Origin of the sequence: Tsuneonella deserti (assembly GCF_014644315.1) — a bacterium.
GTDB classification, from domain to species: Bacteria; Pseudomonadota; Alphaproteobacteria; order Sphingomonadales; family Sphingomonadaceae; genus Tsuneonella; species Tsuneonella deserti.
In genome coordinates, this window is record NZ_BMKL01000001.1 from 1707150 (window position 1) to 1729720 (window position 22571).

Annotated in this window: 30 protein-coding genes, 1 pseudogene and 1 other annotated feature; of the genes and pseudogenes, 10 read left to right on the forward strand and 21 right to left on the reverse strand. The window is 65.1% G+C overall.

The genetic code is table 11. The annotated features are described in order from the left end of the window. Positions 1 to 161 precede the first annotated feature (161 nt). From dapD to IEW58_RS08235, 5 genes are read left to right on the forward strand one after another with little or no spacing between them, the layout of a single operon-like run. A complete protein-coding gene (dapD, locus tag IEW58_RS08215) occupies positions 162 to 1001 on the forward strand; it encodes a 2,3,4,5-tetrahydropyridine-2,6-dicarboxylate N-succinyltransferase (RefSeq protein ID WP_188644671.1) in 840 nt (279 codons plus the stop codon). A gap of 53 nt (positions 1002 to 1054) precedes the next feature. Continuing rightward, positions 1055 to 1417: a hypothetical protein gene (locus IEW58_RS08220; protein WP_188644672.1), complete on the forward strand. Its 363-nt coding sequence runs from the start codon at positions 1055 to 1057 to the stop codon at positions 1415 to 1417. Next, on the forward strand, positions 1417 to 1641 hold the full coding sequence (locus IEW58_RS08225) for a hypervirulence associated TUDOR domain-containing protein (protein ID WP_188644673.1): 225 nt from the start codon (positions 1417 to 1419) through the stop codon (positions 1639 to 1641). The genes IEW58_RS08220 and IEW58_RS08225 overlap by 1 nt, the downstream gene beginning before the upstream one ends. A gap of 13 nt (positions 1642 to 1654) precedes the next feature. Beyond that, positions 1655 to 1843 (forward strand): DUF3008 family protein, encoded by a 189-nt coding sequence (locus tag IEW58_RS08230; RefSeq protein WP_188644674.1) that lies wholly within the window; start codon positions 1655 to 1657, stop codon positions 1841 to 1843. 4 nt (positions 1844 to 1847) lie between these two features. Then, on the forward strand, positions 1848 to 2294 hold the full coding sequence (locus tag IEW58_RS08235) for a DUF1810 domain-containing protein (RefSeq protein ID WP_188644675.1): 447 nt from the start codon (positions 1848 to 1850) through the stop codon (positions 2292 to 2294). A 14-nt stretch (positions 2295 to 2308) separates the two neighbouring features. Here IEW58_RS08235 and IEW58_RS14015 read toward each other — a convergent pair whose 3' ends face one another. From IEW58_RS14015 to IEW58_RS08245, 3 genes are read right to left on the reverse strand one after another with little or no spacing between them, the layout of a single operon-like run. After that, positions 2309 to 2788 (reverse strand): membrane dipeptidase, encoded by a 480-nt coding sequence (locus IEW58_RS14015; protein WP_308419266.1) that lies wholly within the window; start codon positions 2786 to 2788, stop codon positions 2309 to 2311. Continuing rightward, on the reverse strand, positions 2769 to 3557 hold the full coding sequence (locus IEW58_RS14020) for a dipeptidase (protein WP_308419267.1): 789 nt from the start codon (positions 3555 to 3557) through the stop codon (positions 2769 to 2771). Before IEW58_RS14020 ends, IEW58_RS14015 begins: the two co-directional genes overlap by 20 nt. A gap of 5 nt (positions 3558 to 3562) precedes the next feature. Then, positions 3563 to 4432, reverse strand: a complete 870-nt coding sequence (locus IEW58_RS08245) for a DUF72 domain-containing protein (protein WP_229658514.1) — start codon at positions 4430 to 4432, stop codon at positions 3563 to 3565. A 21-nt stretch (positions 4433 to 4453) separates the two neighbouring features. Here IEW58_RS08245 and IEW58_RS08250 point away from each other — a divergent pair, with 21 nt between their 5' ends. Then, the gene (locus tag IEW58_RS08250) at positions 4454 to 4924 is read left to right on the forward strand and encodes a pyridoxamine 5'-phosphate oxidase family protein (protein WP_188644676.1); all 471 of its coding nucleotides are present in this window, start codon (positions 4454 to 4456) and stop codon (positions 4922 to 4924) included. After that, positions 4906 to 5337, forward strand: coding sequence for a DoxX family protein (locus tag IEW58_RS08255; RefSeq protein WP_308419268.1), 432 nt, complete (start codon positions 4906 to 4908; stop codon positions 5335 to 5337). The genes IEW58_RS08250 and IEW58_RS08255 overlap by 19 nt, the downstream gene beginning before the upstream one ends. Positions 5338 to 5358: 21 nt before the next feature. Here the strand turns inward: IEW58_RS08255 and IEW58_RS08260 are convergent, their stop codons facing one another. Beyond that, positions 5359 to 5610: an SWIB/MDM2 domain-containing protein gene (locus IEW58_RS08260; protein ID WP_188644678.1), complete on the reverse strand. Its 252-nt coding sequence runs from the start codon at positions 5608 to 5610 to the stop codon at positions 5359 to 5361. A gap of 302 nt (positions 5611 to 5912) precedes the next feature. Here IEW58_RS08260 and IEW58_RS08265 point away from each other — a divergent pair, with 302 nt between their 5' ends. Further along, positions 5913 to 7346: a S41 family peptidase gene (locus tag IEW58_RS08265; RefSeq protein ID WP_188644679.1), complete on the forward strand. Its 1434-nt coding sequence runs from the start codon at positions 5913 to 5915 to the stop codon at positions 7344 to 7346. On the opposite strand, the gene IEW58_RS08270 is transcribed toward IEW58_RS08265, so the two are convergent. After that, positions 7343 to 7951: a TetR/AcrR family transcriptional regulator gene (locus tag IEW58_RS08270; protein ID WP_188644680.1), complete on the reverse strand. Its 609-nt coding sequence runs from the start codon at positions 7949 to 7951 to the stop codon at positions 7343 to 7345. The two genes, IEW58_RS08265 and IEW58_RS08270, sit on opposite strands and share 4 nt — an antisense overlap. A 107-nt stretch (positions 7952 to 8058) precedes the next feature. Here IEW58_RS08270 and IEW58_RS08275 point away from each other — a divergent pair, with 107 nt between their 5' ends. Next, positions 8059 to 8931 carry a metal-dependent hydrolase gene (locus tag IEW58_RS08275; protein WP_188644681.1) on the forward strand — a complete coding sequence of 291 codons (873 nt, stop codon included), beginning with the start codon at positions 8059 to 8061 and terminating at the stop codon, positions 8929 to 8931. A 59-nt stretch (positions 8932 to 8990) separates the two neighbouring features. On the opposite strand, the gene IEW58_RS08280 is transcribed toward IEW58_RS08275, so the two are convergent. The 3 genes from IEW58_RS08280 to rplU form a co-directional block, all read right to left on the reverse strand. Beyond that, a complete protein-coding gene (locus tag IEW58_RS08280; RefSeq protein WP_188644682.1) occupies positions 8991 to 9527 on the reverse strand; it encodes a GNAT family N-acetyltransferase in 537 nt (178 codons plus the stop codon). 218 nt (positions 9528 to 9745) lie between these two features. Then, positions 9746 to 10015: a 50S ribosomal protein L27 gene (rpmA, locus tag IEW58_RS08285; protein ID WP_143252034.1), complete on the reverse strand. Its 270-nt coding sequence runs from the start codon at positions 10013 to 10015 to the stop codon at positions 9746 to 9748. Positions 10016 to 10030: 15 nt separating this feature from the next. Further along, positions 10031 to 10558 (reverse strand): 50S ribosomal protein L21, encoded by a 528-nt coding sequence (rplU, locus tag IEW58_RS08290; RefSeq protein ID WP_188644683.1) that lies wholly within the window; start codon positions 10556 to 10558, stop codon positions 10031 to 10033. Between the two features lie 192 nt (positions 10559 to 10750). Between rplU and IEW58_RS08295 the strand changes: the two genes are divergently transcribed. Then, positions 10751 to 11254, forward strand: a complete 504-nt coding sequence (locus IEW58_RS08295) for a hypothetical protein (protein WP_188644684.1) — start codon at positions 10751 to 10753, stop codon at positions 11252 to 11254. Here the strand turns inward: IEW58_RS08295 and IEW58_RS08300 are convergent. The 13 genes and pseudogenes from IEW58_RS08300 to ctaD form a co-directional block, all read right to left on the reverse strand. Continuing rightward, a complete protein-coding gene (locus IEW58_RS08300) occupies positions 11251 to 11586 on the reverse strand; it encodes a Rossmann fold domain-containing protein (protein ID WP_188644685.1) in 336 nt (111 codons plus the stop codon). The genes IEW58_RS08295 and IEW58_RS08300 overlap by 4 nt on opposite strands. Continuing rightward, on the reverse strand, positions 11586 to 11957 hold the full coding sequence (locus IEW58_RS08305) for a dihydroneopterin aldolase (protein WP_188644686.1): 372 nt from the start codon (positions 11955 to 11957) through the stop codon (positions 11586 to 11588). The genes IEW58_RS08300 and IEW58_RS08305 overlap by 1 nt, the downstream gene beginning before the upstream one ends. 9 nt (positions 11958 to 11966) lie before the next feature. Continuing rightward, positions 11967 to 12857, reverse strand: a complete 891-nt coding sequence (locus IEW58_RS08310) for a class I SAM-dependent methyltransferase (RefSeq protein WP_188644687.1) — start codon at positions 12855 to 12857, stop codon at positions 11967 to 11969. After that, positions 12857 to 14260, reverse strand: coding sequence for a threonine synthase (gene thrC, locus IEW58_RS08315; RefSeq protein ID WP_188644688.1), 1404 nt, complete (start codon positions 14258 to 14260; stop codon positions 12857 to 12859). The genes IEW58_RS08310 and thrC overlap by 1 nt, the downstream gene beginning before the upstream one ends. Before the next feature lie 89 nt (positions 14261 to 14349). Then, complete coding sequence (locus tag IEW58_RS08320; protein WP_188644689.1) at positions 14350 to 14979, reverse strand: SURF1 family cytochrome oxidase biogenesis protein; 630 nt, start codon at positions 14977 to 14979, stop codon at positions 14350 to 14352. Next, positions 14976 to 15362 (reverse strand): DUF983 domain-containing protein, encoded by a 387-nt coding sequence (locus IEW58_RS08325; RefSeq protein WP_188644690.1) that lies wholly within the window; start codon positions 15360 to 15362, stop codon positions 14976 to 14978. Before IEW58_RS08325 ends, IEW58_RS08320 begins: the two co-directional genes overlap by 4 nt. After that, on the reverse strand, positions 15362 to 16189 hold the full coding sequence (locus tag IEW58_RS08330) for a cytochrome c oxidase subunit 3 (protein WP_188644691.1): 828 nt from the start codon (positions 16187 to 16189) through the stop codon (positions 15362 to 15364). The genes IEW58_RS08325 and IEW58_RS08330 overlap by 1 nt, the downstream gene beginning before the upstream one ends. A gap of 70 nt (positions 16190 to 16259) precedes the next feature. Then, positions 16260 to 16835, reverse strand: a complete 576-nt coding sequence (locus tag IEW58_RS08335) for a cytochrome c oxidase assembly protein (RefSeq protein ID WP_188644692.1) — start codon at positions 16833 to 16835, stop codon at positions 16260 to 16262. Between the two features lie 6 nt (positions 16836 to 16841). After that, complete coding sequence (locus IEW58_RS13965; RefSeq protein ID WP_268237107.1) at positions 16842 to 16964, reverse strand: cytochrome c oxidase system small membrane protein; 123 nt, start codon at positions 16962 to 16964, stop codon at positions 16842 to 16844. Continuing rightward, on the reverse strand, positions 16961 to 17890 hold the full coding sequence (locus IEW58_RS08340; protein ID WP_188644693.1) for a heme o synthase: 930 nt from the start codon (positions 17888 to 17890) through the stop codon (positions 16961 to 16963). Before IEW58_RS08340 ends, IEW58_RS13965 begins: the two co-directional genes overlap by 4 nt. A gap of 247 nt (positions 17891 to 18137) precedes the next feature. Continuing rightward, a pseudogene (locus tag IEW58_RS08345) lies at positions 18138 to 19567 on the reverse strand (SulP family inorganic anion transporter). Between the two features lie 93 nt (positions 19568 to 19660). Then, positions 19661 to 19713, reverse strand: a sequence feature (sul1 is cis-regulatory element that is thought to sense ions involved in sulfur or methionine metabolism; They are found in Alphaproteobacteria). Positions 19714 to 19810: 97 nt separating this feature from the next. Beyond that, complete coding sequence (locus IEW58_RS08350; RefSeq protein ID WP_188644694.1) at positions 19811 to 20770, reverse strand: alpha/beta fold hydrolase; 960 nt, start codon at positions 20768 to 20770, stop codon at positions 19811 to 19813. 73 nt (positions 20771 to 20843) lie between these two features. Further along, positions 20844 to 22568, reverse strand: coding sequence for a cytochrome c oxidase subunit I (gene ctaD, locus IEW58_RS08355; protein ID WP_188644695.1), 1725 nt, complete (start codon positions 22566 to 22568; stop codon positions 20844 to 20846). Between the last annotated feature and the right edge of the window lie 3 nt (positions 22569 to 22571).

The following is a 22571-nucleotide window of genomic DNA, read 5'->3' on the forward strand; positions in this document are numbered from 1 at the left end:
CGTCCCCGAAGTGAGCTGGCGGTCATATCAGGGAACGCATAACCCTCGGGTGAACGTCCTGTTCGGCAGAAGAGCAGGAAGCGCGCCCGCCCCGTCACTGGCGGCTTGCCCGCGGGGTTTGCCACGGGTAGCCCGCCACCGACCTAACGGGAGCCTGAACCATGACCGCCGACCTTGAAGCCGCCATCGATCAAGCGTGGGAAGACCGCGCCAGCGTCACCCCGGCGAGCGCCGCGATCCGCTCGTCGGTCGAACAGGCGCTGGAGCTTCTGGACAGCGGCCGCGCCCGGGTTGCGCAGCCGGATGGAAATGGCGGCTGGCAGGTCAACCAGTGGTTGAAGAAGGCCGTGCTGTTGAGCTTCCGCCTGAACGACAACGCGGTGATCGACGGCGGCAGCGGCGGCGCGCCCGCGTTCGACAAGGTTCCCTCCAAGTTTGCCGGCTGGGGCGAGAACCGGTTCCGCGAGGCAGGCTTCCGGGTGGTGCCGGGCGCGGTGGTCCGGCGCGGGGCCCACATCGGACGCGGAGCCGTCCTGATGCCGAGCTTTGTAAACATCGGCGCCTATGTCGGTGAAAACACGATGGTCGATACCTGGGCGACCGTCGGCAGCTGCGCCCAGATCGGCGCGGGGGTGCACATTTCCGGCGGTGCGGGCATCGGGGGGGTGCTGGAACCCTTACAGGCAGATCCGGTGATTATCGGTGACGGCGCGTTCATCGGCGCGCGCTCGGAAGTCGCCGAGGGCGTGCGCGTCGGCGAAGGCGCGGTCCTTTCGATGGGCGTCTATCTTGGCGCCTCGACCAAGATCGTCGATCGGGCGACGGGAGAGGTGCACATGGGCAAGGTGCCGCCTTACGCGGTGGTCGTCCCGGGCGCGCTTCCCGGAAAGCCGCTGCCCGACGGAAGCACCGGCCCCAGTCTCTACTGCGCGGTGATCGTCAAGACGGTCGATGCGCAGACCCGCGCCAAGACCGGCATAAACGAGCTGCTCCGCGACTAGGAACCCCCCGCCCCGCCAACCGTAGAACCGGAAGGAACAAGGGAACCGGTTAAATGGAACAGCGGGGCGACGAAATTCACGCAACGGCGACGGAGGCGACCGGCGCGTCGCGCGAAGGGGTGGTCCGCTGGGTGCTGGGCGTTGGCCTTGTCCTCATCGTGCTCGCCTTTGCCATCATCGTGTTCGGCGGCGCGCTGTCGCAGGACGACGGCCCCGACAGCCAGGTCAATGTCAGCCGTGAGATGGCGGACCAGGAGAGCCAGGCAAGCCAGCGCGATGGCGAGCCGCGACCGCCAGCCTTCGGCGAACAGGCGGGCCCAACGCAATCTTCGAACTCCGCCCAAGATCCGGCCCCAGCCGCTTCCTCCACTCCCGGTGACGCTCCCGCGGGCGATCCGAAGCCCGACGCGCAATAATGATGCCGGAGTCCAGCTTTCGCAAGGGCCAGCAAGTTCGCTGGCAATGGAGCGGAAGCAAGGCCTCCGGCAAGATCGTCGAGCGGTTCGATCGGCGCGTCCAGCGCACGATCAAGGGATCGAAGATCGTCCGCAACGGATCGAACGAGGATCCCGCGTACCTTGTCGAGCAGGCGGACGGCGATCGAGTTCTCAAGCTCGGATCGGAGTTGGAGGGGGCTTAGGAGAACTTGCACCATGCCAGCCAAGTCGAAAGCACAGCAGAAGGCAGCCGGAGCCGCCCTGTCCGCCAAGCGCGGAGACACGAAGGTCAAGGACCTGCAGGGCGCATCCAAGGGCATGTACAAGTCGATGAGCGAGAACGAGTTGGAGGATATCGCCGAGACGAAACGCAAGGGCCTGCCCGACAAGAAATCGGACAACTGAGGCCATGGGGGCGGGAGATCCGCCCGGATCCCGCAACTCTCCACTGGAACGCTTCCTGCTCGCCCAATCGGGCGGGGTTTACGAGCGCGCGCTTGAGGAACTGGGAGCAGGGAGAAAGCGGAGCCACTGGATGTGGTTCGTCTTTCCGCAGCTCGCCGGCCTGGGCCGCAGCGAGATGGCGGCCAACTATGCCATCGCCGACCTTGCCGAAGCGCGAGCATACCTTGGCCACCCGGTTCTCGGTTCACGGATCGTAGAATGCACTGGCACGGTCCTGCGCTGGGGTAACCGCCGTTCGGCCGAAGCGATCTTCGGCAATACCGACGCGATGAAGCTCAGGAGTTCGCTCACGCTGTTCGAGCGCGCGTCCGAAAGCAAAGAACCGTTCTCCATTGCGCTCGAGACGTTTTTCGCTGGCGAGCGCGACCGGGCCACGCTCTGCATGCTTTGACGGGTCGAAACCGCCTAGAACGCGGTCGCACTCTCGATCGGCGGATCGAACCTGTGCGCTGCCGAGTAGGCCTCGGCACTGCGAAGAACCCTGGCGATGTTACGACTTGAAATCTTTTCCAGATCGGCCCGGCCGTAGCCGCGCCGCGCCAGCTCGGTGAACAGCACGGGATACCCGGACACGTCTTCGGCGCCGACTGGACCGGTCTCCATCCCGTCGTAATCACCGCCCAGCCCGATGTGATCGATGCCGGCGACCTGCCTGAGATGATCGATGTGATCCGCCCAGTCGGCAACCGTCGCCCTTACCTCCGGGTGGCTGGCGTTCCACTTGGCGAATTCTCCTGCCACCGTTGCCGGGTCGCCGGGCCAAAGCGACTTGAGGCGAGCTTCCTCCGCCGCCTGCTCGGCGCTCCACTGACGACGCTTTTCGCTGAGGAACGTCGGAAAACCCACTGCCATGACGATCCCGCCGTTATCCTTCAGCTTTGGCAAGCACGCTGTCCGGCACATTGCGGGGGTGGCCGTCGATCGCGCGTGCGCCGGAGTGGCTGAAGATTACCGGCGCCTTCGCCACATCGAGCGCGTCCAGCATCGTCGCCTCGCTGGTGTGGCTGAGGTCGACCAGCATCCCGATGCGGTTCATCTCGCGCACGACGTCGCGGCCGAACGCAGTCAGACCGTCATGTGCGGGAGCATCGGTGGCGCTGTCGGCCCACGGAGTATTCCTCGAATGAGTGAGCGTCATGTAACGCGCGCCAAGCGCGTACATCTGGCGCAACACGCCCAGGCTGGACCCGATCGAGTGCCCGCCTTCCATCCCGATCAGCGAAGCCACCCTGCCCGCCTTCATCGCACGCTCGGCACCGTCTGCGGTCGTCACGAACTCCATTCGCGCGGGATGGCGCGCAATGATCCGCTTCATCACGTCGATCTGCTCGAGCGTCGCCTGGACGGCCTGTTGCTCGGAAAGGCCCGCGTCGACGTAAACGGACCAGAACTGCCCGTCGAGGCGCCCTTTCGCGATGCGCGCGAGGTCGGTGTGCATGGCCCCCTTGCCGGTAGAGGCATCGGCGGTCCCGCTGGTTTCTGCGAAGTCGAGATCGGCGATGACGTTTCGGTATCGCTCGCGCAGTTGCTCGGGCACATCGTTGTGCCCGTCCCAAACGGGCGCGGCCTTGAGCGCCGCTTCGGCAACCCTTTGGGGACTGGGAGCGGCGTGAGCGACGCCCGCCAAGAACAGGGCGGCCAACGCGAATGGCATGAACTTCATCCGGTTTCCCCAATTCGTCCGGCAAGCGCGATGGCCGCGGCCGGGGCCCGCTCCTTCGCGCCGTTGATCATCATGGCGAAGACGTCGCCCGCACAGCCTTCGCTATTCGCGGGATCGCCGGCGTGCGGCAATTCCCGCACGACCTTTCCTTCGTGCCAGGCGCGGCAGACCCGCGCGAGACGATCGAGGTCGCGAGGCGCGTAGCCAGTTGCGCAATCGCTGTGCAGGCGCTGGAGCCGCATGTAGCTGAAGTCCGCCGTGCGGTCGCCGATCGGCGTGCGATCCTCGTCTTCGGAATAGACGATGGCCACTCGCGCCGCGCGTGCCAGTTCGACGAATTCCTCGCAGGCAAAGCTTTCGTGCCCCACCTCGACGGCATGGCGAAGCGGCAACCCGGCGTGCGTGCGCGGCAGAAGCGCGAAGAAGCCGCGCACGTCATCGGGCTCGAACCTCTTCCCGACCGCAAGCTGCCATACGATCGGGCCCAGCTTGTCACCAAGTTCCACGAACCCCTGCTCGAGAAATCGCGGGAGCGCCTGATCAGCCGTGACGAGGACCTTGCGGTTGGTGATGTAGCGCGAGCCTTTCAGGCTGAAGACGAAGCCGGGCGGCGCGACTTCTCGCCAGGCAGCGAAATTCTCCGGCTTCTGCAGCCGGTAGAACGTGGCGTTGATCTCGATGGCGGCGACGGCGCGCGTCGCAAACGCCTGCTCGTCTGCCTGGCGCAGCCCTTTGGGATAGAAAGTGCCGCCCCGCCAGGCGGGGTAGGTCCAGCCGCCGATGCCTGTGCGGATCGTCATCGCAAGGGTGATAGGGCGGGCGATCCGATCGTGCCACTGGAACCGGGTGGTCGTGCGAGGTTTCATCTCTTGAAGGAGAAATTCCGCATGACGAAGACCCTGGCCGACATCTCGGAGGCGATGAAGTCGATCGACTTCTGCACACTCGCCACGCACTCACCCGGCGGCACGATCGGCGCGCGTCCGATGAGCAACAACAGCGAAGTCGAATACGATGGCGACGCCTGGTTCTTCACTTACCAGGACCGGCAAATGGTCGCGGACATCGAACGCGACGCCAACGTGGGCCTGACATATCTCGGCAGCGCGGGGCTCAAGGGAATTCTCGGCGCCCCCGGCCAGTTCATCCATGTCGAAGGCAAGGCTGAGGTGATCCGCGACAAGACCCGCTTCGCGGAGCACTGGGACAAGTCGCTCGATCGCTGGTTCCCGCAGGGGATCGACACCCCCGGCGCCGTCATGTTGAAAGTCAGGGCGACCCGCATCCATTACTGGGATGGAGAAGACGAAGGCGAAGTATCGCTTCCAGACCGCTCGGTGTGGAACGAGGGCCCTTGATTCGCGGCCTTGCTCGCTGGTTTCTCGGGACCGCGTATCTCGCAGCGGGAGCGCTGCACCTCGCCAAACCCGCACCTTTCGTGAAGATTGTTCCCGAGTGGGTGCCGTCACCCGAAACAGTTGTCGCACTGACCGGGATCGCCGAACTGCTTGGGGCCGCTGCGCTGCTCCAAATCTGGTCCAAAGACCTGCGCCAGGCCGCGGCATGGGGGCTGGCGCTATACGCGCTGTGCGTCTGGCCGGCGAACTTCCACCACATGGTGCTCGACATGGCGCGGGCGGATCATGGCCTGGGCCTGGGCTATCACGTGCCCCGGCTGCTTGCGCAGCCGCTGATCGTCTGGCTGGCGCTGTGGGCGGGCGAAGCGACCGACTGGCCGCTCGCCCGCCGGGCCCGAAGCCCCGCCGGATAATCCGGCGAGGCTCCGCGGCAATCAGCTCATGTGCTTGGAAACGGCACCGGTCATCTTGAACATCGAGATCTGGTCCTTGCCGGTGACCTTGCCCAGCGTCTCGTCCGGGTTGATCATGCGCTTGTCGGCGGTGTCCTGCAGGCCGTTCTTCTTGATGTAGTCCCACACCTTCGAAGTCACCTGGGCGCGGGTCAGCGGACCCTTGCCGCAGACCGCCTCGAGATCGGGGGTCAGGTTGACGGGCTTCTGCAGTGCATTGTTCTTGCCAGCCATGATTTAGGTCCTTTCCTGCTAGGCTATGCGAATAAGCTAGTCGAACAGGGAACCGCCGTTCCACCTGTACCGCCGCTGGCGGCAGGCAGGTGTAAAGCGCCCTCTTCCGCCGGCGAGCCTAGGCGCAAGCTCGGGCAACGGCGAGGGGCAGTTCGCCCCGAGGACAAGTTTTCGACAGGCGCGACGGTGGTTTGTCGCTATTTCGGTTCGGAAATACGCTGATTTGGCACTATCATCCGGCTTTGGTGGGAAGAATCGCGTCCGGCAATCGAGCCGGCGGGCGATTCCGGGGACTGAACAGCATGGGCATGGGTCGCACTTCGCTCGCAATCGCATTGGCTGGAACGCTCGCTGCCTGCGGTGGCGGCGGCGGCGGGGGCAACTCGGGCGGGTCCATCGGGGGAGGAACCGCGCCCACTCCGACAGCGACAACCGCGTCCTGCTCGCTGTCCGCCCGGCAGGATTTCGCCAAGTCGGTGATCGATGAGTGGTACCTCTTCCCGGACCTGGTCAACAACTCGGTCAACAAGGCGAATTACAGCACGGTCCAGGCCTACATCGATGCGCTGGTTGCCCCGGCTCGCGCCCAGGCGAAGGATCGCTATTTCACCTACATCACCTCGATCGCCGACGAGGAAGCGTTCTATGGTTCCGGATCGAGCGCCGGTTTCGGCTTTCGCCTGAGCTACGACACCGGGCAAAACCGGGTGTTCGTGGTGGAGACGTTCGAAGGCACCTCCGCCCTCGCCGCGGGGATCGATCGCGGGGCGGAAATCATCGCCATCGGCACCTCGTCAAGCAACCTGCAGACCGTCGCATCCCTGATGCAGAACGGCGGAGCGCAAGCGGTCGTCAACGCACTCGGACCTTCGAGCGTGGGCACCACTCGGGTCCTCAGGATCAGCCGGGCCGGAGTGGTGAGCGACATCCTCCTATCCAAGACCGAGTACTCGCTCGATCCGGTGTCGGACCGTTACGGCGCGCGCATAATCGACGATGGGGGCAAGAAGGTCGGCTACATCAACCTGCGGACTTTCATCGACACCGCCGAGAGCGACCTGCGCGACGCCATCGCCGGGTTCAAGGCGCAGGGCGTGACCGAGGTGATCGTCGACTTGCGCTACAACGGTGGAGGCCTTGTCCGCGTGTCCGAGCTGTTCGGGGACCTGCTGGGCGCAGACAAGGTCGGCAAGGTGTTCAGCTACACGACCTTCCGCGACAGCAAGGCAGCCAACAATTCCACCAGGACCTTTGCGGCGCAGCCTCAGGCTATAGCCGCAACCAAGATCGCATTTATCGGCTTTTCCGGCACCGCTTCAGCGAGCGAATTGCTGGCCAATTCCTTCATTCCCTACCTGGGTGCCAACACCGCGCTCATCGGCTCGAATACCTACGGGAAGCCGGTCGGCCAGATCGCGCTCGACAAGCCCGAGTGCGACGACCGGATGCGCGTTGTCGCGTTCCGCACCGAAAATGCCAATCACCAGGGGGACTATTACACCGGCCTGGCCAGCGTTTTCCCCAATACCTGCGCCGCGCCCGACGATCTGACGCACCAACTGGGAGATCCGGACGAAGGGGCGATCAAGGCCGCGCTGGACTTCCTTGCGGGACGGGCATGTTCCGCCACCACGTCCGCCGAGGGCCAGCGTGCGTTGTCGGTCGCGCCGAAACGGGAACTGATCCGGCCGCAGGACGCAAACACCGGCGAGCGTGAGGCGCCGGGCCGGTTCTAGGCCTGGGCTTGCGGTTCCGCCGGGCGTGCGAGCGAGCTGACTAGAAGCTGCTCCGCCCGGTCGCGGGCCGACGTCTCGGGCAAGCCGAGCGAACGGGCGAGCGCGCGGCCCATCAGGGCGTCACCCAAGGCGAGAAGCACCAGGGTCAACGTATCTTCGTGCAGCCGGCGTGGGCTTTGCCCGTGCGAGGCTTCGTCGGGAGCAATCTCGTCCACCAGCTGATGGATCGTCTCGACAATTGGGTCGAGCGCGTCCTCGTTGCCACTGACCAGCATCCAGCTCGCCAGCGCACCCGCCCCTTCGCGGTCGAAAGCATCGAAAGTCAGGTCCACCACCTCGCGCGGCGAACCCAGCCCCGCCCGGCTGGCGCGCACCGCGTCCTTGATCGTCTCGCAGACGGTCTCAGCCAGGTGCTTGGCCAGCGCCTTCTGCAATCCGGACGCCGATCCGAAGTGGTGCAGCAGGTTTGCATGCGTCCGCCCGATCCGCGCAGCGACAGCCTTGAGAGTAACAGACTGCGGCCCGGTCTCGATCAGCAGGATGCGCGCGGCCACCAGAGCAGCGGTGCGCGATTCTTCAGGGCTCAGACGCTTGCGAGTGTTCATTGAGAACCGCTGCCTAAAGCGCGAGCCCACGCAGGGCAATCGGTTCCTTATTGACATTAGTGTCAGTAACGCGCATTTTCCATTGCAACACGAAGGAGTCCGATCTCTTGAACGCGCCCGCAAAATTCGATCTTCCCTCTCCCACCGCCACGCCTGATGATCTTGATATCGTCGTGCGCGACCGGCGCTTTTTGCGCGGCGCCGCCGCCAAGCGCTGGTGGCTCGGCGGCGATCCCGTCGCGACCGCGTGGTTCAATGCGCTGAGTGCGACGTTCCCCCGCGGCGAGGCGTTCTTCATCGAATCGGTGAAGGCCTTCCGCGAAGGCGCAAGCCCCCGGCTGGAACGCGAAATCCGTGCTTTCGTGAAGCAGGAGATCAACCACACCCGCGAGCATATCGTGCTCAACAAGCTGGCGGAGGCGAGCGGGTATGACGTGAGCTTCATCGACCGGCGGGTTGGCGAGATGCTCGCATTGACCAAGGGACGCCCGCCGATCCTCAACCTCGCCGCCACGATGGCGCTCGAGCATTTCACGGCGATGCTGGGCCAGCAGTTGCTTAAGAATCCGGCGCACCTGGCCGGAGCGGAAGGCGATCTGGGAGATATCTGGCGCTGGCACTCGATCGAGGAGATCGAGCACAAGGGCGTAGCCTACGACACGTGGCTCCACGCGACGCGCGACTGGTCCCGCTGGCGGCGCTGGAAGGTCAAGAGCCTCATGATGACGGTGGTGACCCGCCGGTTCATCTTCAACCGTGTGACGGACGTGCAGGACCTCCTCGCGCAGGACGGTCTGACCGGCTGGAAATGGAAGGCAAGGATCTGGGCCTACCTGCTGGTCCGGCCCGGTTTCCTCACCCGCATCGCGGGGCAATGGCTGGCGTTCTTCCTGCCGGGCTTCCATCCTTGGAACCACGACGACCGCGACCTGATCGCCAAGCACGAGGGCGAATTCGCCGACGCGCTACTGCCGGCCTGAAGCGGCTCCAACGAAATGAAAGCGCCGCCCCGGATCTGACGGAGCGGCGCTTTTCTTTTTCAGGCGGCGGCCTGCGTTGGGGCCACGGAAGCGGCATCGAGATCGATGGAGTATTCGGCAGCAACGGCTTCGCTGCCGCGCGCGCAGCTGAACCGCGGACAGACCTTTCCGGTGGCGACGAAGCCGAGCTTGCGAAGCACGCGCCCCGAAGCCGGGTTGTCCAGAAAGTGCCCCGCGCTCAGCCGCCGGTGGCCGATCAACCTGGCGATCTCGAGCACCCCGCCGCCAGCTTCGGTCGCATAGCCGAGGCCCCAGAACGGACGCGCGATCCAGTAACCGAGCTCCGCATCGCCGTCGCGGTCTCCCAGTCCCGCGCAGCCAATCGCGCGACCGTCTTCCGGCCGGATCAAGAGAAAGCTGGGGTAGCCCAGGTCTTGCCCACGTGAAACGAACGCCCGCGCCTCTTCGGGCCCATAGGGCCACGGCACCCGGGCGAGATTGCGCACGACGTCTTCGTCCGCGATTCCGCCAAGCACGGCCTCCCAGTCCTCGGGCCATGCCGGCCGCAGGAACAGCCTCTTCGTACGATGGAACACGATCGCCTTCTCCTCCGGCCCTGCGGCGCCCGCTACGGCATCCGCGTGACACTCTCGTTGCGGCGCCTCTGCGCGGGCACCTGTTGCACGAGGGAGATACGACAAGAGGGAGACGAGCCTCCCGATTGCTCGGGCTGGCCCCATCTCCCTCTACGAGCCGGAACTGAAGTCCCGGCGGGGGGCCATCCCGTGGACGGCCCCGTTATCGGTCCGTCCGGTTATTCCGCGGCTTGGGCCATCATGTCGACCGACACGTATTTGCGGCCGAGCTTGCCCGAGTGGAATCGCACGCGTCCTTCGGTCAGCGCGAAGAGCGTGTGATCCTTGCCCATGCCGACGCCGGTGCCGGGATAGAACTTGGTCCCGCGCTGGCGCACGATGATGTTGCCCGGAATCACTTCCTGGCTGCCGAACTTCTTGACGCCGAGGCGACGGCCCGCGGAATCGCGGCCATTGCGGGACGAACCGCCTGCTTTCTTATGTGCCATTGTTTCGTCCTACTCTTATTCGCTGTCGGTCTTCGGAGCGGCGGCCTTCTTGGCAGCCGGCTTCTTCTTGGCAGGAGCGTCGACCATGCCGTCGCCCGCAGTGCCGGTGTCCTTCATCGGCGCTTCGGCCTTCGGCTTGGCAGCCTTCTTGGTGTCGACACCCTTGGCCGGCTCGTCGGCCTGCGCGGAATGATCGGCCTTGGGAGCGGCTTCCGCCTTCGCGGCAGACTTCGGCGCGGCCTTCGAATCGCCGACCGAGACGATGCGCAGCAAGGTCATCTGCTGGCGGTGACCGGCCTTGCGGCGGTAGTTGTGCCGGCGGCGCTTCTTGAAGACGACGACCTTTTCGCTCTTCGCCTGGGCGATGATTTCGGCCGAGACGACGACCTTGGCCGCATCGGCCAGGTTCTCACCTTCACCGGCGACGAGGACGTCACCCAGCGTGATGGTTTCACCGGCGTCGCCCGCCAGCTTCTCGACCGCGATCTTGTCTCCGGCGGCAACCCGGTATTGCTTGCCGCCCGTGCGCACTACTGCGAACATGGTAGGTTCACTTCCACTTATGTGTGTGGCCGCCCATGACAAGGCGACGAGACCGGGTAGCCCGCAAAGGCCCCGGAAAGATGAGCGCCGTTAAGGGAAAGACTGGGCCAAGTCAACGCCCCGTTCGCCCTCCAGCGCCCGCAAGCGGCAAGCTGGGTTCCCGTTCCCGCCTGCCGTGCTAATGACCTGCGCGTGAGTATCGACCGCCGCCCTTTCGCCATTGCTCTCGCCATGACCGTTTCCGCTTGCGCAAGCTCGGGCGACTATCCCTCGCTCGCCCAGCGACCGGCGGAGCGCGTGGGGGGGCTTTTCGAACCCGATACGCCAGAAGTGATTCCGTCGCCACCTCCGGCGCCGAGCGCAGACCTTGTGGCGCGCCTGGCACAGCTTCAGCGGGACGCCGCTTCACTCCATGCGCAGTTCAATGCCGCCGCCCCCGCGGCGACGAGGCTGGCCGGAGCGGCAGGCGGAACCGGCAGCGACAGTTGGGCGAGCGCCCAGGTCGCGCTCGCCGATCTCGATTCGCTGCGCAGCCGGGTCGCTGTCTCTCTGGCCGAGCTCGATGCATTGTGGGTTGATTCGACGGTGGAGGCTGGTCCGCGAGACGCGATCGGATCCGCTCGCGACGCCGTGGAGGGGATGGTGCGGCAGGAGGACGAGGTGCTGGCCCGGCTCCGCTCGCGCGTCGGCAGCTAGCCTGGGGGCAGGATACCGTCGCTGAGAGGAAGGTACTGCCCCGTCACTCCCGGTGCCTTTTCCAGATAGGTCAATGCCGATCCGATCGCGTCCTCATCGGCGCTTGCGATCAGGTTGACCCTGGCCGGAGCGGACGCCCGGGCAAGATCGCGAACCGCCGATCGCCGCCAGTCGGAATGGTCATACCGGGCAGGCGGCATCACGATGGTAAGCGAGGCCTGGGGCTCCTCCAGAATCGCGCGCACTTTCGCCGACCAATGGCGATAGAAAACGGCCGCGGCCTCGATCGCACGTTCAGGCAGCGCGTCGATCCGCAGGACCGCGTGACCCATCAGCGCCGCTCGCGGGTGAGGGTCATGCCGATCTTCTCACGGCCTTCCGCGATCGCCAGCTTGACGATCTTGACCGTCACGGCCTCCACCCGGGGATCGCCCACGAACAGGGTATCGCAGATATGGTCGGCGACCGATTCGATCAGCTTGAAGTGCAGGCCGGGCGTCAAGGCCTCGGTCGCCGCGAACTTCAGGTCCATGTAATTCTTGCTCGCGGAAAGCGCGGTATCGGGCTCGTAGCGGTAGGCGGGCTTCATCTTCGCAGCGACCGAGATGCGCAGCGGCTGCGGCTTGCCGGTTTCCTCGGAATAGATGCCGGTGAGCACATCGACTTCGATGTCGTCCACCTGGAGGGTCAGGGAATCGTCCATCGGCGCCCCTTAGCCCGGATTGGACCAGCGCGCGAAGATTGCCGTAGGTAACAAGCGGCCACCCTCGCCTTCCTCACGCACCGCCAGGTCGCCGTGCTCGATGGTGCCGGGCAGGTCGGCGAACAGCTCGGCCAACAGCCCCGCCAGCGCGAGGCTGCTCATGCGAACGGCATAGACGGTCAGGAACAGGAAGCGGCTGTCGGCATCGAGCAGGCGGCGGCAATCGGCCACGAGCGGCGCGAGGTTCTCCTCGATGCGCCAGGTCTCGCCATTCGGGCCGCGTCCGAACTTGGGCGGATCGAGGATAATCCCGTCATAGCGCTTGCCGCGGCGCACCTCGCGCGCCGCGAACTTGGCCGCATCGTCGATCAGCCAGCGGACGGGACGGTCGGACATTTCCGACAGGGCGGCATTCTCGCGCGCCTGGGCCACCGACTTCTTGCTCGCGTCGACGTGCGTGACCGGGCCGCATGCGGACAGCGCGAGCGATCCCACGCCGGTATAGCCGAACAGGTTGAGCGTTTGCGCACCCGTCTTTCCCGCCAGTTGGGCTCGCATCCAGCGCCACACAGGCGCCATGTCGGGAAAGAATCCGAGGTGCCGGAATGGAGTGCACTGGGCGGTGAAGCGCACGTCCTCCCACGCGAGCGGCCAGCCTTCGGCCGGGACGGGTTGCGCGAACTGCCAGCGCCCGCCGCCATCCTCGTCCGACCCGGGAACGAACTCTCCGTCTGCCGACCAGTCACTCGCGCGCGGGGTCCACATGGCCTGTGGCTCCGGCCTGATGAAGCGAAAGCGCCCGTAGCGCTCGAGCTTGCGCCCTTCGCCGCTATCGACCAGCCCGTAGTCGGCCCACGGCTCGCCGGCCATGACCAGCGGCTGTTCGCACAATTCGGCCATCAGCGGGCCGGGGTCGCGCGGGCAGCGATGAAGTCACGCACGGCGGCATAATCGCCCGGCAGCTCGGCATAGCGCTCTTCGCGCGCAAAAAGGTCGCCGATGCGCGCAGGCAAGGACGGGCGCTGGCCGGTCGCCCGTTCGACCGCATCGCGGAACTTCGCGGGGTGTGCGGTTGCCAACGTGACGATCGGGACGTCGGCAGAAAGATCGCTCGCCCGCGCGGCATGGAGCGCGATCGCGCTATGGGGATCGATCAGCTCGCCACACGCCTCGCGCGCCCAGCGCATCGCGGCGGTCATGTCCGCAGGCTCCGCCCGCGCACTGGTGAATAGCGCCGCGATGCTTTCACGCTGGGAGTTGGTGAGGCGGGTCGCCTTGCTCGCCTCGAACTGGCGCATCTGGTCCGCCAGCGCGGCAGCGTTTCGGCCGCCCGCATCGTACAGCAGCCGCTCGAAGTTGGAGCTGACCTGGATGTCCATGCTGGGCGCGGCGGTTGGTGTGACTGCGGCAGCGGAGTAATCGCCTTGCGACAGCGCGCGATGGAGGATGTCGTTGACGTTGGTGGCGACGATCAGCTGCTCTATCGGGAGCCCCATGCGATGCGCCACGTAGCCGGCGAAGACATCGCCGAAATTGCCGGTCGGCACGCTGAACGCGACGCGGCGGTCCGGCGCTCCCAGCTGGAGCGCGGCGGCGAAGTAGTAGACCACCTGCGCCATCAGCCGCGCCCAGTTGATGGAATTGACCGCGCCGATGTGGAAGCGTCCGGTCAGCTCCGGATCGCCGAACATCCGCTTCACGAACGCCTGGGCGTCGTCGAACGAGCCGTCGATGGCGATGTTGTGGACGTTGGGCGCAAGCACGCTGGTCATCTGCCGGCGCTGGACGTCACTGATCCGCCCGTGCGGGTGGAGCATGAAAATCTCCACGCCCTCACGCCCGGCAACCGCGTCGATCGCGGCGCTTCCGGTGTCGCCGCTGGTCGCTCCGACGATCGTCAGCTTGCCCCCGTTGCGACCGAGGAACTCCTCGAACAGGAGACCGAGCAGTTGCAGCGCGACGTCCTTGAACGCCAGGGTGGGGCCGTGGAACAGTTCTAGCAGCCAATGACGCTCGTCGAGCTGGACCAGTGGAGTGACCGCGGCGTGCGCGAACCGGCCATATGCTTCCTCGCACAGCGCGCGAAGACGATCGGGAGCGAGGCTGTCGCCAACGAACGGCTCCATGACCCTTGCGGCCAGTTCGGGATATGGCAGTCCCCGCATGGCGGCGATTTCGGTGCCGGTAAGCCGCGGCCATTCGCGCGGGACGTACAGCCCGCCGTCGCTCGCCAGTCCCGCGAGGGTTGCGCCCTCGAAATCGATCGATGCCCCCTGCGAGCCGCGTGTCGAGACGTATTCCATTGAGCTGTGCGCCTAGCCGTGCGGCAAACGAGCGGCAAGCAAGCCGCCCTTGACCCGGGACCGCCTTTCCCTTTTGCCAGGCAACACGCTCAGGCGCTTTCTCGCCAGCGGCGGCGCAGGGCAATCACGTAGATCACCAGCGCCGTGAGCGCGAACAGGAACCACTGGCCGGCGTAGGACCATGAACTATTGGTTTCCTCGCTTGGGTCGGGCTGCCTTGACGGTGAAAGGCCGGGCGCCGGCGTCTCCGAAACTATCATTAACGGCCGGGCGACTTTCCTGCGCAGCGCGCCGCCAACGATGCCGCGTGTGTCGGGCGCGTGCACCGCGCGTCCAACGACGCTGCCGCCTGTCCAGGCCGGCCGGGCATCGGGAGCTGAGCTGATGCCCATATCAACCTTGAAGATCGCGTGATTTGACTGGGAAATGCAGGTGGCGATGTGGCGCCAACCGCTTCTGCCATCGACGGCCTCTCCGCCCCGCACTTCCCAGGAGTTGACCGCATCGCAGGTGGCTGACAGGCGCCGGAACATCAGGTCTTCGCGATCACCATCGCCATAGGGGTATTCCACGACCGGGAGGCGCGAATGGGCGACCATCTGCTGCTTGCCAGCGTCGCGCTCACGCGCCCGGCCCAATTGCCAGAAGCCGAGCGCGATCATCGTCGCGACCGCGAGCCCGACCAGCAAGGTGGCGAGCACCGGGAGGCGCCGCCTCATTGGCCGGACCGTGCCTCACCCGACTTGTTGCGAAACTCGCTGGCGAGCAGTGCCGCCTTGGCGATGCGCAGGCCGCCGATTACCAGCGCGGTGGTGACCGGAATCCAGATCAGCGCTTGCAGCCAGTAGGGTGGATCGGCGGTGAGCTGGAGCCAGATGGCAAGGCCCGCAACGAGCGCGCCGATAATCAGGATCAGCAGCGCCGCGGGTCCGTCTCCCACGTCGAAGCGGCTGAAGTCGAGCCCGCACACGCGGCACTTCGGCGCGAAGCGGGCGGGGCCGGCGAACAGGGTGCGCGCGCCGCAACGGGGGCACAAACCGGAAAGGGCAGCCGCGGCGATGCCGGGCTGCCCTTCCTCGTTGCCGGTATGACCCGATGTCATCAGTGGATCGGCGCGCCCCAGCCGCCCCAGACGTAGATCGACACGAACAGGAACAGCCACACAACGTCGACGAAGTGCCAGTACCACGCCGCCGCTTCGAATCCGAAGTGCTGCTGCGGGGTGAAATGCCCCTTGTACGCCCGCACCAGGCAGACGATCAGGAAAATCGTGCCGACGAGGACGTGGAAGCCGTGGAAGCCGGTCGCCATGTAGAACACCGAACCGTAGGTGTTCTCGCCGAAGTTGAACGGCGCGTGGGCATATTCATAAGCCTGGATGCTGCTGAACAGCAGGCCGAGCAGGATCGTCAGCCAAAGGCCCTTCTTAAGGCCATCGCGGTCCCCGTGGATCAGCGAATGGTGCGCCCAGGTGACGGTGGTGCCCGAGCACAGCAGGATCAGCGTGTTGAGCAGCGGCAGGTCGAACGGATCCATCACCGCCTCGATCGCCTTGGGCGGGAACTGCCCGCCGACGACTTCGGAAAGCTCGCTGGGGAACAGCGCGAAGTCGAAGAAGCTCCAGAACCAGCCGACGAAGAACATCACTTCGGAAGCGATGAACAGGATCATGCCGTAGCGCAGGTGAAGCTGGACGACCGGGGTATGCTCGCCGGCCTGGGCTTCCTTCACGATGTTAGCGAACCAGCTGAAGAACGTGGCGATCAGGCCCGCGATGCCGAGGCCGAGCACAATTGGCCAGCCGCTCATCGTGTCCCGGTGCATGAACAGGACCAGGCCGCTGGTGAAGGTCACCGCGGAGATCGAGCCGATGAGCGGCCAGATGTCGGGCGGCAGGATGTGATACTGGTGGTTCTTGGCGCCGGCCATGAGAATTCTCGTCCCTAATCGAGCGGTTTCGACCCGCCCTTAATGCGCAGTGGGGGCGCGGTCCAGTGGCCTATTGCGGCACGTCCGGAGCGCGGTGGAAGGTATAGCTCAAGGTGATCTGCTGGACCGGCGCGGCATCGGGATCGTCCGCGATCTTCGGATCCACGAAGAACAGCACCGGCATGTGCACTTCCTCACCAGGTTGCAGCGTCTGCTCGGTGAAGCAGAAGCACTGCACCTTGTTGAAATAGGCGCCGGTCTGGTCGGGGGAGACGTTGAAGCTCGCCTGTCCGGTGACCGGCACGTCCGAGTTGTTCTTCGCGTAGAAGAACGCCATCTGCCGCTGGCCGAGCTTGACGGTCTTGGTCACCTGCTCCGGCTTGAAGGTCCACGGCAGGTCGGCATCGATGTTGGCATCGAAGCGCACCGATACGGTCGCCCCGGCTACTTTCGCTCCCAGGGCTTCGGCCGCCTGCGCCTCGCCCGCGGTGGCCCGCTGGGTGGTGCCGGCAAATCCGGTCACCTGGCAGAAAATCCGATAGAGCGGCACGGCGGCGAACCCAAGACCCAGCATTGCAATTGCCACGAAGGCGGCGATGATGCCGGTGCGCGCGTTGCTTTTGGCGGAAGGTGCGAGGGAAGCCATGGATCGTCAGCCCAGTTTCACGAAGGTGATGGCGTAGAACAACAGCACGAAGAATACGAGCACGGCGGCGAGCGCCAGGTTGCGCCCCTTGCGGCGGCGCTTGAATTCGATCTCTTCGTCGGGGGTCATGACAGGAGTCCCTGCCCGTAAATGACACGGTCCGCAACCAGCGCGGCAAACAGCGCGAACAGGTACAGCACCGAAAAGCCGAACAGGCGTTTTTCGGGCTTCATCCGGTCACTACCGTCGGCGTTGGGGCCGACGCGGCGAAGTGCGACAGGCCCGGCGAGCGCGATGAACGCGAGGCTTAGCGCGATGGCGATGGCGCCATAGACCGCGCCCGTCCCGCCGATAAACCACGGAGCGGCGGCAATCGGCAGCAGCAGGACGGCGTACAGGATGATCTGCCGCCGCGTGCTTGCCTCGCCCTTCACCACCGGCATCATCGGGATGCCGACCTTGGCGTAATCGCTCTGCACGAACAACGCGAGCGCCCAGAAGTGCGGCGGGGTCCACATGAAGATAATGGCGAACAGCAGCACCGGCATCAGCGTGATGTGGCCGGTCACCGCCACCCAGCCGATCATCGGCGGAAACGCCCCCGCGCCGCCGCCGATGACGATGTTCTGCGGCGTGCGGGGCTTGAGCCAGATTGTATAGACCACCGCGTAATAGACGATTGAAACCGCCAGGATGATCGCGGCGAGCCAGTTTACCGCGATCCCCATCAGTCCAACCGACGCGGCGGATAGCGCGATGCCGAAATCGCGCGCATCGGTCCGCCGCAACCTTCCGGCGGGGATGGGGCGCTTGGCGGTGCGTTTCATGCCGGCATCGATATCGGCTTCCCACCACTGGTTGAGCGCCGCTGCCCCGCCCGCCCCCATCGCGATACAAAGCACGGCGACGAAGCCGATCAGCGGATGAATGGTGCCAGGTGCCGCCAACAGCCCGCACAGGCCGGTGAAGATTACCAGGCTCATCACGCGCGGCTTGGTCAGCGAGAGGAAGTCTCGCCAGTCGGTCGGCAGGTAGAGGGCGGCTGAATCGGTCATGGAAGGGCGGGCCGGCCTATAGGCACCCCGCCCGCACTAGGGAAGCGTGTTGGATCCGTGGACCACTTGGACCACTGTCCTGGAGTTAAGGCCCGGACCTGCCGCGAAAACCCGCAGGTCTGCGGCGAACAGGGATAAATCGCGACCGTCATCGAACGTCAATCGCACAGGCGAGTGGCTGTAGGAAACGCCAAGAAACTCGCCCCCCAGGAGCAGAACATCCGCGTTCCCCACTGTAGTGGTTCGTCTAATGAGGGGCGAGACCCATCTCGACACCGGTCTTGTCATGCAGAGCGAACCGGTCGACCAGGTCGGCGCTGGCGCGATTGTAGCCAACGACCTGGACCGACCGCCCGGCGCCGCGCAGGCGCTCTACGACCTGTCGAGCGCCGCGACGCCAGAGATGTCCCAAAAATGCGCAGAGGTCATGTCTATCAGGATGGTCTGCGCGGTTTCGGGCTGATTGAGCGCATTCACGAAACGATCGACCGAAGCGAAGAATATCTGTCCGCAGATGCGGTAGGTCGCGATGGCACCATCATCGGACACCGTCCGATCGACCCCGAACATCCGCTGCACCTTGCCCGTGAAGAAGATTCCCGACAGCAAGACCCCCGCGAGCACGCCCAGGGAAAGGTCGTGCGTGCTTACGACCACGACTACCGTTGTTAGCATGACCAGGGATGACGGCCAGGGGTGCCGCTTCAGGTTCGGAATCGAATTCCAGCTGAAGGTGCCGATCGACACCATGATCATGACTGCAACCAGCGAAGGCATGGGTATCCGGCCGACGATCGGCCCCAACAGGGTAAGCAGTATCAGCAGGAACGCTCCTGCCGTGAAAGTCGAAAGGCGGCCGCGTCCGCCGGAAGTGACGTTGATGACCGATTGTCCGATCATCGCGCAGCCACCCATTCCTCCAACCAGCGCGGCGGCGAAGTTCGCGCTGCCCTGACCGGCGCATTCCCGCCGCTTGTCGCTGCCTGTGTCAGTCATATCGTCCACAATCTGCGCGGTGAGCAGCGATTCGAGCAGTCCCACCGCCGCCATCGTCAGCGAATACGGCAGGATTGTCCGCAGCGTCTCCCAGTTCAGAGGAACGTCCGGCAAGACCAGGTTGGGCAGCCCGTGTGGCAGCTTGCCCATGTCACCGACCGTGTTGACCGGCGCGCCGGAGTAGATCGCGACGGCGGTAAGGATCACGATGGCCACCAGCGGGGATGGCACTGCTTTTGTCAGGCGCGGAAGCAGGTAAATGACGGCGAGGCCACCCGCGACCATCGCGTATGCCTGCCAGGTCACGTCGATGAGCTGCGGCAGCTGCGCCATGAATATCAGGATCGCGAGCGCGTTCACGAAACCGGTGATCACCGAACGGGAGACGAACTGCATCAGCAGGTCGAGCCGCGCGAGACCCGCCAGCATTTGCAGAATTCCCATCAGGATCGTAGCGGCGAAGAGGTATTCGACCCCGTGATCGCGCACGAGGGGGACGACGACGACGGCAACCGCGGCCGTAGCGGCGGAGATCATGCCTGGCCGTCCACCGGTAAGGGCAATCACCATGGCGATCGCGACAGAGGCGTAAAGGCCCACGCGTGGGTCGACTCCCGCGATCACCGAAAAGCCGATGGCCTCCGGAATCAGCGCGAGCGCGACGACCATTCCGGCGAGCATGTCGGCACGCGGGTTCGAGAGCCAATCGCGGCGAAGCGTGGCAAATGATGGCAATGAGAAGTCCAGAATATGATCAACGGCAGCGTGCTGCCGGATTGGCCCGGGGATAGGCGCCGGGCCGAGCCACTCGCGCATGCGAGTCCGTCGAAGGCGGGGCCAATGGCCTAATCGAATACGCCAGGCAAGTGCAGCAAGAGCGCGGTCGTCCACCTGAGACAGACACGTGCGGCCAGTCGCGGCTCCCTAAAGCAGTCGCAGCCAATCCAGCAGCAGGCGGTTGACCTCTTCAGGCCGTTCCTGCTGGGTCCAGTGGCCGACACCCGGCAGCACGTGACCTTCCACCTTGGGCGCGAATATCCGCATCATCGCCACCGGATCGCTCACCGCGCCGAACAGCGTGGTCGCCGGATCGCGGTCGCCGCCGATGAACAGGCATGGCTGTTCGATTTTCTTGCCCGCCCAGCCCTGCAACCACTCGTAATCGCGCTCGTGGTTGCGATAGCGGTTGAGCGGACCGCGAAAGCCATTGCGCGCGAATTCGTCGCCATAGAACGCGATGTCCTGATCGGTCAGCCACGGCACCGGCCTGGGCTCGGGCAAGCCGTCGAGAAACTTCGCGCCAAGCGGCTTTTCCCAGTAGCTCCCAGGCTCCACGTCGCCGCTGATCGAGTACATCATTCGGTGAACGAATTCGCGGGGATCGGCTTCCGCCTCCGCCTCGGCGACGCCGGGCTGCTGGAAATACTCCTGGTAAAAGAACCGGCCTTGCGAGGTGAAATGCTCGCGGAACACTTCGGTGAAGGGACGGCTCGGTACTCCCGCAAAGGGGACCGAAAGGCCTGCTACCGCGGAGAACCTCTCTGGATGAGTGAGCGCGGAATTCCACACGATCGGTGCGCCCCAGTCATGGCCGACAAGGATGGCAGGAGCGCCAGGCTGCAGCGCGTCGGCCAGCCCGACAAGATCGCCGACGATCTTCTCCATTGCGTAATCGGCCACTGCGGGGGGTTTGTCCGATCCGCCGTAGCCACGCACGTCGATTGCGCAGGCGGTAAAGCCCGCTCCTGCCACCGGCCCGATCTGATGCCGCCAAGAGTACCAGCTTTCGGGAAACCCGTGGACGAAGATCACCAGCGGGCCGGTGCCTTCGATGGCGCAGCGCAGGGTAACTTCGCCGGTATCGATCTGGCGCATCTCGGGCATCAGGCTTCCTCCAACGCGAACGGCCGGCCCTCGCGAGAGGACCGGCCGTTCTTGTTCAGTTGCGCAAGGCGGCTCAGGCGGTTGCCGGCGCTCCGCCCCGCGGCAGGTGGTTGTGATAGTCGTGGTCGTCCTCGATCACCGGCAGCGTTTCGAACTGGTGATACGGAGGCGGGCTCGACAGCGTCCACTCGAGGGTGGTCGCGCCCGGACCCCAGTAGTTGGCCGCAGCCTTCTTGCCCACGGTGAAGGCGTACACCAGGTTGGCGAAGAAGAAGATCATCGACCCGGCCATGATCATGTAGCCGATCGTGCTGACGTTGTTCCAGTATTCGAACGCCAGCGCGTAGTCCGGATAGCGTCGCGGCATGCCGTTCAGCCCGAGGAAGTGCTGCGGGAAGAAGATCACGTTCACGCCGATGAAGAAGCCCCAGAAGTGCAGGTGCGCGAGCAGTTCCGAGTGCATCCGCCCGCTCATCTTCGGGAACCAGTAGTAGAAGCCGGCGAACAGCGAGAAAACCGCGCCCATGGACAGCACGTAGTGGAAGTGCGCGACCACGAAATAGGTGTCGTGGACCACGTCGTCCACGCCGCCGTTGGCGAGGTAGACGCCGGTCACGCCGCCGACGGTGAAGAGGAAGATGAACCCGATCGCCCAGACCATCGGGCTCTTGAACTCGATGGAACCGCCCCACATCGTTGCGATCCAGCTGAAGATCTTCACGCCGGTGGGCACAGCGATGACCATCGTCGCCGCGGTGAAGTACATCTTTTCGTTCACCGACAGGCCGGTGGTGAACATGTGGTGCGCCCAGACGATGAAGCCGACCACGCCGATCGCTACCATGGCGTAGGCCATGCCGAGGTAGCCGAACACCGGCTTGCGGCTGAAGGTCGCGACGATCTGGCTGATCATGCCGAAGCCCGGGAGGATCATGATGTACACTTCGGGGTGGCCAAAGAACCAGAACAGGTGCTGGAACAGGATCGGGTCGCCACCACCGCTCGCTTCGAAGAAGGTGGTGCCGAAGTTGCGGTCGGTGATCAGCATGGTGATCGCCGCGGCCAGCACGGGCAGCGCCAGCAGCAGCAGGAAGGCGGTGACCAGCACCGACCACACGAACAGCGGCATCTTGTGCAGCGTCATGCCCGGTGCGCGCATGTTGAAGATGGTGGTGATGAAGTTGATCGCGCCCATGATCGACGCCGCGCCCGCAAGGTGCAGCGCGAAGATCGCGAAGTCAGTCGCCGGTCCGACCGACCCGGAGGTCGACAGCGGAGCGTAGACGGTCCAGCCGGTGCCCGAGCCCAGCCCAGTCGCGTCGCCGGGGACGAACATCGAAAGGCAGAGCGACACGAAGCCCGCGACCGTCAGCCAGTAGCTGATGTTGTTCATGCGCGGGAACGCCATGTCCGGCGCACCGATCATCAGCGGCACGAACCAGTTGCCGAATCCGCCGATCATCGCCGGCATCACCATGAAGAAGATCATGATCAGGCCGTGCGCGGTGATCAGCACGTTCCAGGCGTGAAGGTTCGCTTCGAAGCTCGCCTCTCCGCCCCAGAGGGCGACCCAGCTGCCGAGCACCTGGATGCCGGGCTGCATGAGTTCGGCCCGCATCACGCCCGAAATGGCGCCGCCGATGATTCCCGCGAAGATCGCGAAGACAAGGTACATCGAACCGATGTCCTTGTGGTTGGTCGACATGAACCAGCGGGCGAAGAAGCCCGGCTTGTGATCCGCGTCATGATGCGCGTGATCGTCGGTGTGAGCCTGGAAGTGGTCGGCGGTAGTGGCCATGGT

Bases quoted from the DNA above. Each gene is read 5' to 3' on its own strand.
- rpmA (WP_143252034.1), bottom strand. From the start codon at position 10,015: ATGGCACATAAGAAAGCAGGCGGTTCGTCCCGCAATGGCCGCGATTCC.
- IEW58_RS14020 (WP_308419267.1), bottom strand. From the start codon at position 3,557: ATGCCATTCGCGTTGGCCGCCCTGTTCTTGGCGGGCGTCGCTCACGCC.
- IEW58_RS08265 (WP_188644679.1), top strand. From the start codon at position 5,913: ATGGGCATGGGTCGCACTTCGCTCGCAATCGCATTGGCTGGAACGCTC.
- IEW58_RS08270 (WP_188644680.1), bottom strand. From the start codon at position 7,951: ATGAACACTCGCAAGCGTCTGAGCCCTGAAGAATCGCGCACCGCTGCT.
- IEW58_RS08340 (WP_188644693.1), bottom strand. From the start codon at position 17,890: ATGACCGATTCAGCCGCCCTCTACCTGCCGACCGACTGGCGAGACTTC.
- IEW58_RS13965 (WP_268237107.1), bottom strand. From the start codon at position 16,964: ATGACCCCCGACGAAGAGATCGAATTCAAGCGCCGCCGCAAGGGGCGC.
- dapD (WP_188644671.1), top strand. From the start codon at position 162: ATGACCGCCGACCTTGAAGCCGCCATCGATCAAGCGTGGGAAGACCGC.
- IEW58_RS08245 (WP_229658514.1), bottom strand. From the start codon at position 4,432: ATGAAACCTCGCACGACCACCCGGTTCCAGTGGCACGATCGGATCGCC.
- ctaD (WP_188644695.1), bottom strand. From the start codon at position 22,568: ATGGCCACTACCGCCGACCACTTCCAGGCTCACACCGACGATCACGCG.
- IEW58_RS08320 (WP_188644689.1), bottom strand. From the start codon at position 14,979: ATGAGGCGGCGCCTCCCGGTGCTCGCCACCTTGCTGGTCGGGCTCGCG.
- IEW58_RS08335 (WP_188644692.1), bottom strand. From the start codon at position 16,835: ATGGCTTCCCTCGCACCTTCCGCCAAAAGCAACGCGCGCACCGGCATC.
- IEW58_RS08250 (WP_188644676.1), top strand. From the start codon at position 4,454: ATGACGAAGACCCTGGCCGACATCTCGGAGGCGATGAAGTCGATCGAC.
- IEW58_RS08260 (WP_188644678.1), bottom strand. From the start codon at position 5,610: ATGGCTGGCAAGAACAATGCACTGCAGAAGCCCGTCAACCTGACCCCC.
- rplU (WP_188644683.1), bottom strand. From the start codon at position 10,558: ATGTTCGCAGTAGTGCGCACGGGCGGCAAGCAATACCGGGTTGCCGCC.
- IEW58_RS08300 (WP_188644685.1), bottom strand. From the start codon at position 11,586: ATGGGTCACGCGGTCCTGCGGATCGACGCGCTGCCTGAACGTGCGATC.
- IEW58_RS08305 (WP_188644686.1), bottom strand. From the start codon at position 11,957: ATGGACGATTCCCTGACCCTCCAGGTGGACGACATCGAAGTCGATGTG.
- thrC (WP_188644688.1), bottom strand. From the start codon at position 14,260: ATGGAATACGTCTCGACACGCGGCTCGCAGGGGGCATCGATCGATTTC.
- IEW58_RS08220 (WP_188644672.1), top strand. From the start codon at position 1,055: ATGGAACAGCGGGGCGACGAAATTCACGCAACGGCGACGGAGGCGACC.
- IEW58_RS08325 (WP_188644690.1), bottom strand. From the start codon at position 15,362: ATGACATCGGGTCATACCGGCAACGAGGAAGGGCAGCCCGGCATCGCC.
- IEW58_RS08235 (WP_188644675.1), top strand. From the start codon at position 1,848: ATGGGGGCGGGAGATCCGCCCGGATCCCGCAACTCTCCACTGGAACGC.
- IEW58_RS08225 (WP_188644673.1), top strand. From the start codon at position 1,417: ATGATGCCGGAGTCCAGCTTTCGCAAGGGCCAGCAAGTTCGCTGGCAA.
- IEW58_RS08350 (WP_188644694.1), bottom strand. From the start codon at position 20,770: ATGCCCGAGATGCGCCAGATCGATACCGGCGAAGTTACCCTGCGCTGC.
- IEW58_RS08330 (WP_188644691.1), bottom strand. From the start codon at position 16,189: ATGGCCGGCGCCAAGAACCACCAGTATCACATCCTGCCGCCCGACATC.
- IEW58_RS08310 (WP_188644687.1), bottom strand. From the start codon at position 12,857: ATGGCCGAATTGTGCGAACAGCCGCTGGTCATGGCCGGCGAGCCGTGG.
- IEW58_RS08230 (WP_188644674.1), top strand. From the start codon at position 1,655: ATGCCAGCCAAGTCGAAAGCACAGCAGAAGGCAGCCGGAGCCGCCCTG.